Origin of the sequence: Pseudomonas sp. (assembly GCF_050739995.1) — a bacterium.
Taxonomy (GTDB): Bacteria; Pseudomonadota; Gammaproteobacteria; order Pseudomonadales; family Pseudomonadaceae; genus Aquipseudomonas.
This window is the reverse complement of the sequence record NZ_JBOICG010000080.1, coordinates 1-13,078: the sequence shown is the minus strand read 5'-3', so window position 1 is coordinate 13,078 and position 13,078 is coordinate 1. Positions and strand designations below refer to the sequence as shown.

The 13,078-nt window shown below is 61.9% G+C and carries 12 protein-coding genes; 6 read left to right on the top strand and 6 right to left on the bottom strand.

Features of this window, described 5'->3' with window-relative positions:
- Nucleotides 1-78: 78 nt before the first annotated feature.
- The 3 genes from ACRESD_RS02730 to ACRESD_RS02720 all read left to right on the top strand — a co-directional run bounded on the left by ACRESD_RS02730 (nucleotide 79) and on the right by ACRESD_RS02720 (nucleotide 3,970).
- Nucleotides 79-1,368 (top strand): M18 family aminopeptidase, encoded by a 1,290-nt coding sequence (locus ACRESD_RS02730; protein ID WP_431749517.1) that lies wholly within the window; start codon nucleotides 79-81, stop codon nucleotides 1,366-1,368.
- Nucleotides 1,369-1,555: 187 nt separating this feature from the next.
- Nucleotides 1,556-1,732 carry a hypothetical protein gene (locus ACRESD_RS02725; protein ID WP_431749516.1) on the top strand — a complete coding sequence of 59 codons (177 nt, stop codon included), beginning with the start codon at nucleotides 1,556-1,558 and terminating at the stop codon, nucleotides 1,730-1,732.
- 72 nt (nucleotides 1,733-1,804) lie between these two features.
- Nucleotides 1,805-3,970 carry a mechanosensitive ion channel family protein gene (locus tag ACRESD_RS02720; RefSeq protein WP_431749515.1) on the top strand — a complete coding sequence of 722 codons (2,166 nt, stop codon included), beginning with the start codon at nucleotides 1,805-1,807 and terminating at the stop codon, nucleotides 3,968-3,970.
- 122 nt (nucleotides 3,971-4,092) lie between these two features.
- Here ACRESD_RS02720 and ACRESD_RS02715 read toward each other — a convergent pair whose 3' ends face one another.
- The 5 genes from ACRESD_RS02715 to ACRESD_RS02695 all read right to left on the bottom strand — a co-directional run bounded on the left by ACRESD_RS02715 (nucleotide 4,093) and on the right by ACRESD_RS02695 (nucleotide 9,005).
- The gene (locus tag ACRESD_RS02715) at nucleotides 4,093-4,317 is read right to left on the bottom strand and encodes an MbtH family protein (protein ID WP_003192847.1); all 225 of its coding nucleotides are present in this window, start codon (nucleotides 4,315-4,317) and stop codon (nucleotides 4,093-4,095) included.
- Nucleotides 4,318-4,399: 82 nt separating this feature from the next.
- On the bottom strand, nucleotides 4,400-5,794 hold the full coding sequence (locus ACRESD_RS02710; protein ID WP_431749514.1) for an aspartate aminotransferase family protein: 1,395 nt from the start codon (nucleotides 5,792-5,794) through the stop codon (nucleotides 4,400-4,402).
- Between the two features lie 318 nt (nucleotides 5,795-6,112).
- A complete protein-coding gene (locus tag ACRESD_RS02705; protein ID WP_431749513.1) occupies nucleotides 6,113-6,880 on the bottom strand; it encodes an N-acetylmuramoyl-L-alanine amidase in 768 nt (255 codons plus the stop codon).
- 125 nt (nucleotides 6,881-7,005) lie between these two features.
- A complete protein-coding gene (locus tag ACRESD_RS02700; RefSeq protein ID WP_431749512.1) occupies nucleotides 7,006-8,325 on the bottom strand; it encodes an ATP-binding protein in 1,320 nt (439 codons plus the stop codon).
- Nucleotides 8,325-9,005 carry a response regulator gene (locus tag ACRESD_RS02695; RefSeq protein ID WP_431749511.1) on the bottom strand — a complete coding sequence of 227 codons (681 nt, stop codon included), beginning with the start codon at nucleotides 9,003-9,005 and terminating at the stop codon, nucleotides 8,325-8,327. Before ACRESD_RS02695 ends, ACRESD_RS02700 begins: the two co-directional genes overlap by 1 nt.
- A gap of 175 nt (nucleotides 9,006-9,180) precedes the next feature.
- Between ACRESD_RS02695 and dsbD the strand changes: the two genes are divergently transcribed.
- From dsbD to dsbG, 3 genes are read left to right on the top strand one after another with little or no spacing between them, the layout of a single operon-like run.
- Complete coding sequence (dsbD, locus tag ACRESD_RS02690) at nucleotides 9,181-10,908, top strand: protein-disulfide reductase DsbD (protein WP_431749510.1); 1,728 nt, start codon at nucleotides 9,181-9,183, stop codon at nucleotides 10,906-10,908.
- Complete coding sequence (locus ACRESD_RS02685; RefSeq protein WP_431749509.1) at nucleotides 10,908-11,759, top strand: prolipoprotein diacylglyceryl transferase family protein; 852 nt, start codon at nucleotides 10,908-10,910, stop codon at nucleotides 11,757-11,759. Before dsbD ends, ACRESD_RS02685 begins: the two co-directional genes overlap by 1 nt.
- Nucleotides 11,735-12,496 carry a thiol:disulfide interchange protein DsbG gene (dsbG, locus tag ACRESD_RS02680; RefSeq protein WP_431749508.1) on the top strand — a complete coding sequence of 254 codons (762 nt, stop codon included), beginning with the start codon at nucleotides 11,735-11,737 and terminating at the stop codon, nucleotides 12,494-12,496. The genes ACRESD_RS02685 and dsbG overlap by 25 nt, the downstream gene beginning before the upstream one ends.
- A gap of 62 nt (nucleotides 12,497-12,558) precedes the next feature.
- On the opposite strand, the gene ACRESD_RS02675 is transcribed toward dsbG, so the two are convergent.
- The coding region (locus tag ACRESD_RS02675) for a hypothetical protein (RefSeq protein WP_431749507.1) at nucleotides 12,559-13,078 on the bottom strand (520 nt) is incomplete at its 5' end.

Below are 13,078 nucleotides of genomic sequence, written 5' to 3'. Positions count from 1 at the left end.
CATTTAGTTCTGTGTCAGTTCTAGACACCGAGTCAAACCAATACGGTAAACTCCGCGCATTGCTGTCTGGAGCTATTTATGCGCGAAGCGTTGAATCAAGGCCTGATCGACTTCCTCAAGGCCTCCCCTACTCCTTTTCATGCCACTGCCGCCCTCGCCCAGCGCCTGGAAGCGGCCGGTTACCAGCGTCTCGACGAGCGCGATACCTGGACCACCGAACCCAACGGCCGTTATTACGTCACCCGTAACGACTCCTCGATCATCGCCTTCAAGCTCGGCCGTCACTCGCCGCTGCAAGGTGGGATTCGCCTGGTCGGCGCCCACACCGACAGCCCGTGCCTGCGGGTCAAGCCCCAGCCGGAGCTGCAACGCCAGGGCTTCTGGCAGTTGGGCGTGGAAGTGTACGGCGGCGCACTGTTGGCGCCGTGGTTCGACCGCGACTTGTCACTCGCCGGCCGCGTCACCTTCCGCCGTGACGGCAAGGTCGAAAGCCAGTTGATCGACTTCAAGTTGCCGATTGCCATCATCCCCAACCTGGCCATTCACCTGAACCGTGAAGCCAACCAGGGTTGGGCGATCAATGCCCAGACCGAGCTGCCGCCGATCCTCGCGCAATTCGCCGGTGACGAGCGCGTGGACTTCCGCGCCGTACTCACCGAGCAATTGGCACGGGAACATGGGCTGAACGCCGACGTGGTGCTCGACTATGAGCTGAGCTTCTACGACACCCAAAGCGCAGCCGTCATCGGCCTCAACGGCGACTTTATCGCCGGTGCGCGCCTGGACAACCTGCTGTCGTGCTACGCCGGCCTGCAAGCCTTGCTCACCAGCGACACCGACGAAACCTGTGTGCTCGTCTGCAACGACCACGAAGAGGTTGGCTCCTGCTCCGCCTGCGGTGCCGATGGCCCGATGCTGGAACAGACCCTGCGCCGCCTGTTGCCTGAGGGTGATGAATTCGTACGCACCATTCAGAAATCACTGTTGGTTTCAGCGGACAACGCGCACGGCGTGCACCCGAACTACGCCGAGAAACACGACGCCAACCATGGCCCGAAACTCAACGCTGGCCCGGTGATCAAGGTCAACAGCAACCAGCGCTACGCCACCAACAGCGAAACCGCCGGCTTCTTCCGCCATCTGTGCATGGCCCAGGAAGTCCCGGTGCAGAGCTTTGTGGTACGCAGTGACATGGGCTGCGGCTCGACCATCGGCCCCATCACCGCCAGCCACCTGGGCGTACGCACCGTGGACATTGGCTTGCCGACGTTTGCCATGCACTCGATTCGTGAACTGTGCGGCAGTCATGACCTGGCGCATTTGGTGAAGGTGCTGGGCGCGTTCTACGCGAGTCGCGACTTGCCCTAAGACCGAGGCGCGACCATCGCGGGCAAGCCCGCTCCCACCGTTTGGAATGCATTTCCCTGTGGGAGCGGGCTTGCCCGCGATGGCGATGTTAAGCACACCGAACTCCACCTGACACACATCAACCCAATTTTCTGTAATCCGACCTAGACTTGTCAGTATTCCCACTCCGACAAGGCTATCCCCTGCCATGATTTCCATGTCCTCCTTCCACGCCATGCTCATCCCTATCCTGATCGGCATGATCCTACTGGCGACAGGCTTCAACTTTCGCGACAAGCCGGTCGGCGTGTTTGGCATGTGGATCGGCATGCTGCTGATCCTGGGCACCGTGGTTTACAAGATCCTCGCCAAACTGGCGGAATGACAAATGCACTCGCATTGGGCATAGCGGCCTCGTACACTCGGTCAATTCGTCGTTTCCAAGGTTGACCGCCTCGTGCTCTCCCGTCTGTTCGCCCTGCCCTGCTATGCCTTGATCGCCCTGCTCACCCTGCTGCCGTTCGCGCCTGCCCAAGCCGTGGGCTTGCCCGGCCTGCTGGGCAACGCCACCAAGACCCAACCCCAGGCCGACGTCCCCCTGGGGCAGTCGCTGGACGAGGTGATCAAGACCCTGGAAAACGACCAGCAGCGCACCCAGCTGCTGAGCGACCTGAAGAAGCTGCGCGCTGCCACGCAGAAGGCACAACCGGCCGCCGAAGAGGGCGTGCTCGGCTTGATCGGCGGCACGCTGGCAGGCCTTGAAGCGCAGTTCTCCGGGGCCGACAGCCCACTGGCGCGCTGGTCCAATGAAGTCGACCAGGCCAAGGACGAACTCAGCGCCCTGATGATGCCGGCCAGCGAATGGCTGCCGATCATCTTCGGTTTTGCCGTGATCCTGGCACTATGGAGCCTGTTGGCGGCGGCGCTGATATGGCTCAGCCACCGTGTACGCGAACGTTTCGGCCTGCCGGAAGAGCTGCCACAGCACCCCCGTACCTGGGACATGGTGCGCTTCGCCCTGCGCAAGCTGGGGCCATGGATGATCGCGTTGATCATCACGGTGTACCTGAGCTACGCCTTGCCTTCTTCCCTGGGTAAATCCCTGGCGATGGTGCTGGCCTATGCGCTGGTGGTCGGCACCTGTTTCTCGGCGATCTGCGTGATTGCCTTTTCCGTGCTCGACGGCCCGCACCGTCACCGCGCGCTGTATATCCTGCGCCATCAGGCGTTCCGTCCGCTGTGGTGGATCGGCAGCTTTGCCGCCTTCGGCGAAGCCTTGAGCGACCCGCGACTGGTAACAGCGCTGGGCCAGCACCTGGCCCACACCGCCGCCACCGTTGCCAATGTGATGGCGGCGCTCTCCACCGGCGTGTTTATCCTGCGTTTCCGCCGCCCCATCGCGCACCTGATCCGCAACCAACCACTGTCGCGCCGCCTCACACGCCGCGCCCTCACCGACACCCTGTCCATCATTGGCACCTTCTGGTATCTGCCGGCGCTGCTGCTGGTGGGTATTTCGCTGTTCGCCACGTTCCTGTCGGCGGGCGACACCAGCACCGCGTTACGTCAGTCACTGCTGTGCACGGTGCTGCTGGTGTTGTGCATGGTGATCAATGGCCTGGTACGCCGCCACGCCCTCAAGCCGCAACGCGGGCACAAGCGCCATGCCTTGTACTCCGAACGCCTGAAAAGCTTTGTCTACACCCTGGCCCACCTGGTGGTCTGGCTGGTGTTTATCGAACTGGGCCTGCGTGTATGGGGGCTGTCGCTGATCCGCTTTACCGAAGGCGACGGCCATGAGATCAGCGTCAAGCTGTTCGGGCTGGGTGGCACCCTGCTGTTTGCCTGGCTGATCTGGATCCTCAGCGACACCGCGATCCACCACGCCCTGACCCGCTCGCGCAAAGGCCTGGCCAACGCCCGCGCGCAAACCATGATGCCGCTGATCCGCAACGTGCTGTTCGTGACCATCTTCATCATCGCCGCCATCGTCGCCCTGGCGAACATGGGCATGAACGTCACCCCCCTGCTGGCCGGTGCCGGTGTAATCGGTCTGGCCATCGGTTTTGGTGCACAGTCGCTGGTAGCGGACTTGATCACCGGCCTGTTCATCATCATCGAAGACTCCCTGGCCATCGATGACTACGTGGACGTCGGCGGCCACCTCGGCACCGTCGAGGGCTTGACCATCCGTACCGTGCGCCTGCGCGACATCGATGGCATCGTGCATACCATTCCGTTCAGTGAAATCAAAAGCATCAAGAACTACTCCCGGGAGTTCGGCTACGCGATCTTCCGGGTGGCGATCCCCTACAACATGGAAATCGACGACGCGATCAAACTGATGCGCGATGTCGGCCATAAAATGCGCAACGACCCGCTGCAACGCCGCAACATCTGGTCGCCGCTGGAGATTCAGGGCGTGGAAAGCTTCGAGTCCGGCAGCGCCATCCTACGGGCGCGCTTTAAAACCGCCCCGATCAAGCAGTGGGAAGTGTCGCGGGCGTTCAACCTGTCACTCAAGCGCCACCTGGATGAAGCAGGGCTCGACCTGGCGACACCGCGCTTGAGTGTGCAGGTGGTAACCGCCGGCAGCGTGCAGGAGAAAGATCAACAACAATAAAGAGGGGGAGGTATTAGGCGGCGACGGATTATCTCTACACCAACACACCGCAATAGTGCTTTTTTGTGGGAGGGGCGGTGCGACGATTCGACTTGCTCCCTCCCACATTGGAGTTCAGTGAATCAGTTGGCCAACGCCGCACCGTCCATCTTCTGGCGCAGGCTCAACGGACGCATGTCGGTCCAGACTTCCTCGATGTAGGCCAGGCACTCTTTCTTCATGCCGCTCTTGCCCACGGTGCGCCAGCCTTCCGGCACGGCCTTGTAGTCGGGCCAGATGGAATACTGCTCTTCGTGGTTGACCACAACCTGGAAGAGGATGTCGTCGCGGTCAAATACTGAGGTCATTGCGGTTCTCCGTCGCTCAAAGGCTGGCTGCGCACTGCGCGCAGCGTTGATATCTGTAGAAACGTATCAGGGCACAGAAAAATTAGAGGCCGGCCACTGCCGCGGCCAGCGCACGCCCGAATATCTCGGCGACCCGGTCGACTTCGGCGGCGGTAATGACCAACGGCGGCAGGAAGCGCACCACGCTGCCGTGGCGGCCACCCAGCTCCAGGATCAGGCCACGCTTGAGGCATTCACGCTGCACCAGCGGTGCCAGTTGGCGATGCACCGGTGGATGGCCCTGGCTATCGAGTGTGCCGTTCGGGTCCACCAGTTCCACGCCGAGCATCAGGCCACGCCCTCGAATATCCCCCAGTTGCGGGAAGTCCCGTTGCAGGATGTGCAAGTGTTCAGCCAAGCGTTCACCCATGGCGGCCGCGTGACCGGCCAGGTCGTGCTCCTTGAGGTAGCGCATCACCGCCGAACCCGCGGCCATCGCCATCTGGTTGCCACGGAACGTCCCGGCATGAGCGCCTGGCAGCCAGGTGTCGAGCCAGTCGCGATACACCACCACCGCCAACGGCAGGCTGCCGCCGATGGCCTTGGACATCACCACAACATCCGGGATGATGCCGGCGTGTTCAAAGGCAAACATCTTGCCGGTACGGCCGAAGCCGCTCTGGATCTCATCGACGATCAACGCCACACCGACCTGTTCGGTGATACGCCGCAGACCGCGCAACCAGTCGAGATCGGCGGGAATCACCCCACCCTCGCCCTGCACCACTTCGACAATCACCGCCGCCGGCAGCGCTACGCCGGCTTCCGGGTCATTGAGCAGATTTTCCAGATAATGCAGGTTGACCCGCACGCCTTCCGCGCCGCCCAAGCCGAACGGGCAGCGATAATCGTAAGGGTACGGCAGGAACTGCACGCCATTGGCGAGCAAGGCACTCAAGGGTTTCTTCGGCCCCAGGCTGCCCATCAAACTCAACGCGCCCTGGCTCATGCCGTGATAACCGCCCTGGAATGACAAGACCGTGCTACGGCCGGTGGCAGTGCGCACCAGTTTCAGCGCGGCTTCCACTGCATCGGTACCGGTGGGCCCACAGAACTGGATTTTCGCTTCCCGCGCCAGCTCGGCAGGCAAAAGACCGAACAGGTCCTGTACGAACTGGTCTTTGACCGGTGTGGTCAGGTCGAGGGTGTGCAACGGCAACTCGTCGCTCAGCACCTGCTGAATGGCTTCAATCACCACCGGGTGGTTATGGCCCAACGCCAGGGTGCCGGCGCCAGCCAGGCAATCGATGAAACGGCGGCCTTCCACGTCTTCCACGTAGATACCCTTGGCACGCTTGAGCGCCAAGGGGATACGTCGCGGGTAGCTACGGGCGTTGGATTCCTGTTGGCGTTGGCGGGCCAGCAGTGGAGTTTCTTCAAATTGGTAGAGCGTTTCGTGAAGCTGCGTGTCTTCGATATGGCTGATAGCGACGGACATTACTCGATCCCTCATCTGATTCCTGTTCTGGAAACGCACCAGCGAGGAAAGGATTTAGGGACAGTGGTCGCTAACAGGCAAATGAAGCCCCAAGCGACCAAACTCTTGTAGTGAGCGGGCTTGCCCCGCGCTGGGGGGCGAAGCCGCCCTAACAAGGACGCTGCGGTGTTTCAGAATGACCGAGGTGCCTGGGGGTGGGGCCGCTTCGCAGCCCAGCGCGGGGCAAGCCCGCTCACTACAGAGGCTGCGCTCGACATCCCACTGCTTAACGGACTGACATTTGGGCTTGCTCCTCCCACTTTTTTGATAGCGTATGCGTCAGAGCCCGCGGTATTTTTCATTCAATGCATACAGAATCGCGCAGGTTTCTGCATCCAGAAACCCACAAAAATCCCTGGTTCTAAAGTGCATCTGAAACGCCCGAGTCCGTTGCTCAAACATCTGCCGATTCTTCGCCGGTGCATAACCGTACCGCTGGAACGCCCGCTCCACCTCTACCTCCGACGGCAACCCCAGGCAAAACCGGCGCTGATACATGGCCCGTGTCGCCTCATCGAACCAGGCACCTATGCCTGCTTCATACAAACACCGCCAAGGCAGTTGCGGCCCCGGATCGCTCTTGCGCCAATACGCCACATCCGAATGGCCGAGCACGTTGGTCGGCTCGATCTGCGGATAGCGGCCAAGAATGTCGCGCAGCAGGGCAATCAGCACCTCGATCTGCGCCTCAGGGTATGCCGGAAAGGTAAACACACCGCCGTCATCCCGCGCCACGTTGACGATCTCGATGCCGATTGCCCGGCTATTGAGGTTGTCCCGCCCCTCCCAGTGGCTCACACCGGCGTGCCAGGCGCGTTTGCCTTCATCCACCAGGCGAAATACCCGCAGTTCGTCATAACCCGCGGCGTGGTAGCCGGGTTCATTCGGGTCGGGTAACAAATAATGCGCACTGACGCCACCCTGGGTCAGCGTATTCAGGGATGAGGCGAACGGCGCCGCCGTGTAGTGCAGCACAACCTGCCCCACGGGCTCGCCGTTACGTTCATTGAAATCTTTGGAGGGAAAACTGCTATCGATGACCAACATAAGGATCGTCCTTTTTCAGTACAGGCCGAGTCATTCAGCCCGCTAGAGCGCAAAAAAATTACCGCCATCCTGAACGGCTGAACGCCAGGAAGGCAGTAACTATTTGGCACTTGAAAAAGAACAGGTCAGCGTCGCAGCGGCATACCCAGGTCAACTCGCAGGCCGTCCGGCTGGCTGTCGAACTTCAACGAGCAGGAGCAACGCTGGACAATGGCCTGCACAATCGCCAGGCCCAGGCCACAGCCCTCGCTGTTGCCGTTGCGCCAGAAACGCTGTGTGAGGTATTGCAGGTCTTCGCTGGAGATCTGCTTGCCATGGTCACGTACCCGGAAGACTACGTTATCGGTCGCCGTCAGCACGCTCAGTTCCACCCGTGTATCCGCCGGGGTATGGCGCAAGGCGTTGTCCAACAGGTTGCGCAGCGCCGCGACCGCCAGGCCCACCGGCATTTCCACCGGGGTGACCGAGAGGTTGTCGGGCAGGATCAGGTCAATGCGCCGGTTGTCGCCTGCGTTGGCGTCCTGGATCGCCAGGCGCGCCACTTCTTCGGCGCTGGAATGCATGCCGTCGTCGAACGACAGATTGCCCTCCACCCGCGCCAATAGCAGTAACTGTTCAAGGGTACGGTGCAGGCGGTCGGCGCCCTCTTCAGCATGAGCCAGTGACTGATCGCGAGCCGCGCCTTCGGTCATGCGCGCCACTTGCAGGTGGGTCTTGATCGCCGTCAGCGGGCTGCGCAGTTCATGGGCGGCGTCACCGGTAAGGCGACGTTCGCGCTCGATGGTCTTGGCGATGCGTTGCAGCAGTTGGTTCTGGGTGTCGAGCAGCGGCTTGAGTTCGCTGGGCAACGGGTGGATCTGCAACGGTTCGAGGGAGTCGGCGCTGCGGCGCATCAAGGCGTCACGCATGCGGTTGAGCGGCACCAGGCTCTGGCCGATGCCCAGCCACAGCAGGCACAGGCAGCCCAGCAAGGCCACACCGACCGGCACCGAGGCGGCCAGCAGGATCGACAGGTTCAACGCCTCGCGCTCCACCTGGCGGTCGGCGGTGGTGATCAGCAAATCACCGCGAGAGAGGGTAAAACTGCGCCAGCCCACGCCGTCGATGACCTGATCGCGAAAGCCGCTCTTGCGCGACTCCAGCCCTTCCTCCGGTGTGACATGGCTGCGCGCCAGGATTTCGCCGCGCAACGAGCTGACCTGGCAGGCCATGCCGCCCGGTACGTTCAGTTGCTCGGTGCGCAGGTGCGTGCCGCCGCTCACACTGGCCAGGCCCGGCATCTGTTCGGTCAACCCCGCGACCATGCGCGCCGATGCCACCAGGCGCTGGTCAAGGGAGAACATCATCTGGTTACGCAGGTCGTTGAGCATCCAGGCCGCCGCCAGGACCCAGATCAACACAAAAGCAGCGCCCAATTTAAACGTCAGGCGCAGGCGCAGGCTCATCACGAGGCGTTCTCTCCACCGTCAGCCGTGCCCAGGCGATAACCCAGGCCGCGCACGGTCTCGACGATGCCGTTGCCCAATTTGCGGCGCAGGTGATGAATGTGCACGTTGAGGGCGTTGCTTTCCAGCTCGTCGTTGAAGCCGTAGACACTGTCCTTGAGCTGCTCGCTGGACAGCACGCGCCCCTTGTTATGCAACAAGGCTTGCAGCAGCGCCTGCTCGCGACGGGACAAGTCCACCGGTTGGCCGCCCAGGAAGGTCTCGCGGCTGCTCGGGTCGTAGGCCAGCCGACCGTGTTCGATCAGGTTGACGCTGCGCCCCGCCACGCGCCGCAGCAGGGTTTGCAGGCGGGCGGCAAGTTCGCGCAGGTCGAAGGGCTTGAGCAGGTAGTCGTCGGCGCCGGCTTGCAGGCCGTCGACGCGGTTGGTCACTGAATCGCGTGCGGTGAGGATCAGCACCGGGATTTCCAGGCCCTGGCTGCGCTGCTGCTGCAACAGCTTGAGGCCATCTTCATCGGGCAGGCCGAGGTCGAGCACCATGATGTCGAACGTGGCAGCCTTGAGCATGGCCCGCGCCGCAGCGGCCGAGGCGACGCGCTCGACGGTAAAACCCTGGGCGGTCAGGCCGGCTACGATGCCGCTGGCGATCAGTTCATCGTCTTCACAGACCAGTACGTGCATGCTGAACCCTTCATAAAAGATGGGGGAATTAAAGGTTGGGCGGATTAAGTGCCGATTATGCCGTGAAAAGAGGCGCGCCCAGATTATCCCTACACTCTAGAATAGCGCCGGTTAATCATCGGTTAATCAACGCCACACATTGTGTGCCTCACTTGCATCGAACTAAGGCTTGACCATGCGGCATCTGTTTACTTTTTTGCTGGTGTTGTTCGCAGGATTCGCCCAGGCAGCGCCGGGTAATCCGTTTGAGACCAAACCCGACTTCCTCCCGGTGGGCAAAGCCTTCACTTTTACCTCCGAACGCCTGGAAAGCGGCGAGACCCAGCTGTATTGGCAGATTGCCGACGGTTATTACCTGTACCAGCAACGCATGAAGTTCGACGGCCTCACCGAAAAACCGGCCCTGCCCCAGGGTGAAGCCCATAGCGATGAGTTTTTTGGCGAGCAGCAAGTGTATCGCCAGGGCTTGGAAGTGAAGATCCCCGCCGGTGTCACCGGTAAGGTCAAGCTGGGCTGGCAGGGCTGCGCCGATGCGGGCCTGTGTTACCCACCGCAGTCAATCACCGTGGACCTGGGCGGTAACCCGGCCGCTGCCGCCACTACCCTGGCCCAGGACCAGAGCCTGGCCAGTGGCCTGCAACAGCGCAGCCTGGGCTGGAGCCTGTTGGTGTTCTTCGGTTTGGGCCTGCTGCTGGCGTTTGCACCGTGTTCGTTGCCGATGCTGCCGATTCTCGCCGGCCTGGTCGTGGGCAGTGGCGCCAGCCCGCGCCGTGGTTTTGCCCTGGCCAGCAGTTATGTGGTGTGCATGGCCCTGGTGTATGCGGCGCTTGGCGTATTGGCCGCGCTGCTCGGCGGCAACCTGGCCTCGCTGCTGCAAACCCCGTGGATCCTGGGCAGTTTCGCCGCGCTGTTCGTGATCCTCGCCCTGCCGATGTTCGGTTTCTTTGAACTGCAACTGCCCGCCTTCCTGCGTGATCGCCTGGACAACGTCAGCCGCCAGCAAAGCGGTGGCAGCCTGGTCGGCGCCGGGGTTCTGGGGGCGCTGTCCGGCCTGTTGGTCGGCCCGTGCATGACCGCGCCCCTGGCCGGTGCCCTGTTGTATATCGCCCAGAGCGGCAACGCGCTGCACGGTGGCTTGATTCTGTTCACCATGGGTATCGGCATCGGCGTGCCGTTATTGTTGCTGGTGACCGTGGGCAACCGCTTCCTGCCCAAGCCGGGCACCTGGATGAATGTGCTCAAGGGTATCTTCGGCTTCCTGTTCCTCGGCACCGCCGTGTTGATGATTCGCCCGGTAGTCGGCGAAAGCTTGTGGCTCGGCCTATGGGGCGCACTGGCGCTGGTCATGGCCTACTGCGGCTGGACCCTCGCTCGCGAATACGGGTTGGCGGCCAAGGTGTTCGGCGCCGGTTCCCTGCTGTTGGGCCTGTGGGGCGCGGTGCTGGTGGTGGGCGCGGCCGGTGGCAGCGATGACCTGTGGCAACCGCTGAAGGTCTACAGCGGCTCGCGTGTTGCCACCACGGCGAGCGCCCATGATGCGTTCATGACCATCAACGACCCGGCCGTGCTGCAAACCCAGCTCGACGCCGCCAAGGCCCAGGGTCAATGGGTGCTGGTGGACTACTACGCCGACTGGTGCGTGTCGTGCAAGATCATGGAAAAACAAGTGTTCGGCCAACCCGGCGTGATGGACGCCCTGAAAGACGTGCGCCTGCTGCGTCTGGACGTCACCGCCGACAACGCCGCCAGCCGCGAGCTGCTCGGCCGCTACAAAGTGCCGGGGCCACCGAGCTTCGTGTGGATCGGCCCCGACGGTGAAGAACGCCGCGCCCAACGCATCACCGGCGAAGTGGATGCCGCCGCCTTCCTGCAACGCTGGACGCAAACCCGGGACGCGCGCTGATGCTGACCCTGACCATCGGCACCTTCGCCATTGCCCTGAATCATATCCTGCTGATCAGCGCGCTGATTCTCGCCACCCTGGTGGGTTGGCGCGTGGCCAAGCGTGGCGGGGAAAACCCTGAGTCGGTGCTGTTCAGCCTGTTCCTGCTGGGCATGCTGGTAGCACGCCTCAGCTTTGTGCTGATGTACTGGAGCGAGTACAGCCACGACCCGCTGCAAATGGTCGACCTGCGCGATGGCGGTTTTCTCCCCTGGCCCGGCGTGATCGCCCTGATACTCGGCGCGCTGCTGTATGGCTGGCGCCGCCCTGCGCTGCGCACACCGTTGGGTGCCGGCGTAGTCACCGGGCTGGTGTTCTGGGGGGTGGCCAGCCTGTCCCTGAGCCTGTATGACAAGGGCACGCAACTGCCGGACATCACCTTGCGCAACGCCAATGGCGACGTGGTGCAACTGGCCGACTATAAAGGCGGCCCTTTGGTGATCAACCTCTGGGCGACCTGGTGCCCGCCGTGCCGTCGCGAGATGCCGGTACTGGAGCGCGCCCAACACCAGCGGCCCGACGTGACCTTCCTGTTCGTCAACCAGGCCGAAAGCATGCAAAGCGTCAGCACCTTCCTCGCCACCCAGGGCCTGACCCTCGACAACGTGCTGTTCGACGCCAGCGGCCGCCTCGGCCAGGCCGTGGGTTCCATGGCCTTGCCGACCACCCTGTTCTACCAAGCCGATGGGCGCCTGATCAACAGCCACCTGGGCGAACTGTCCCAGGCCAGCCTGGCCCGCGCCATGGAACCCTTCGACAACGCCCCCGCCGCCACAAGGAAACCGACATGCCTCGCCTCCGCCACCTGCTGACCCTGCTGCCACTGACCTTGGCCGCTACCCTGGCCCAGGCCGAAGACTGGCCGGTGCCGATCAAACAGATCGAAGCCAAGGGCGCCAAGATCCTCGGCAAGTTCGACGCCCCCAGCGGCCTCACCGGCTACGCCGCCCAGTACCAGAACCGCGGCATGGCCCTCTACCTGACCGCCGACGGCAAAAGCGTGCTCGCCGGCAACCTGTACGACGCCCAGGGCAACGACCTGAGCAGCGCGCCCCTGGAAAAACTGGTGTACGCGCCGATGGCCAAGGAAGTCTGGGCCAAGATGGAAAAAAGCAGCTGGATCCAGGACGGCGACGTTAAAGCCCCCCGCATCGTCTACCTGTTCAGCGACCCCAACTGCCCTTACTGCAACATGTTCTGGGAACAGGCCCGCCCGTGGGTAAAAGCCGGCAAGGTGCAGTTGCGCCACATCATGGTCGGCATCATCCGCGAAGACAGCCCGGGCAAATCGGCTGCGTTGTTCGCCGCCAAAGACCCGCAAAAAGCCCTGGAAGAACACGAAGCCGCTGGCAAGGGCAGCAAGTTGCAGGCACTGGACAAGATCCCGGCGGATATCGAGGCCAAGCTCGATGGGAATATGAAGTTGATGGATGAGCTGGAATTGTCCGCGACACCGGCGATTTTCTATCTGGATGACAAGGGTGGGTTGCAGCAGCAACAAGGGGCGCCTTCGCCGGAGAAGTTGGTCAAAATCCTTGGAGCAAAGTGACTTTTTGCCCTCGCTCAAAACAAAAGCGGAGCCTTTCACAGCTCCGCATTTCGCCCTGCTCGTCAGGCTGGTCCTACGACACACATATCAAAATTATCCATGTAGCAATGGTCACCCGTTTCCACCGTCATTTTCACAAGAGGCCTGGACCTCGTGGACTTGAATTCAACCCATTGATGCCTGCCACCCAAGGCGGAGTCCAAGACCCGTTTTTCTAGAACATTATCTGCCTGATCATAAAAGCGCAGCGTGGTAGTACCATCGAGGTGAACATAAGCAAAACGCAAACAGATACACGGCGTGTGAAACGTCAGGGCCAGTATTTGCGGCGGCACTGAAAACCCGTTTTGGTTGTAACACATCACGATAGCAGGGCCGGACATATAGTCAGGCACGGTACCGTAGTTAAAAATACCTCCGGGACTAAGGCCTTGCTGGACCATGGTAATTCTCATGGTCGAAGTGGAAATGCTCTGGCCTTCGGTAATGAATCTATTGGGTTGCCCGTCGAAATTCTCATGAAGCTTTTCGCAGGTTCGGACTTTCAACGACAAGATCGGAAAGATCACCGCCTTACTGGCC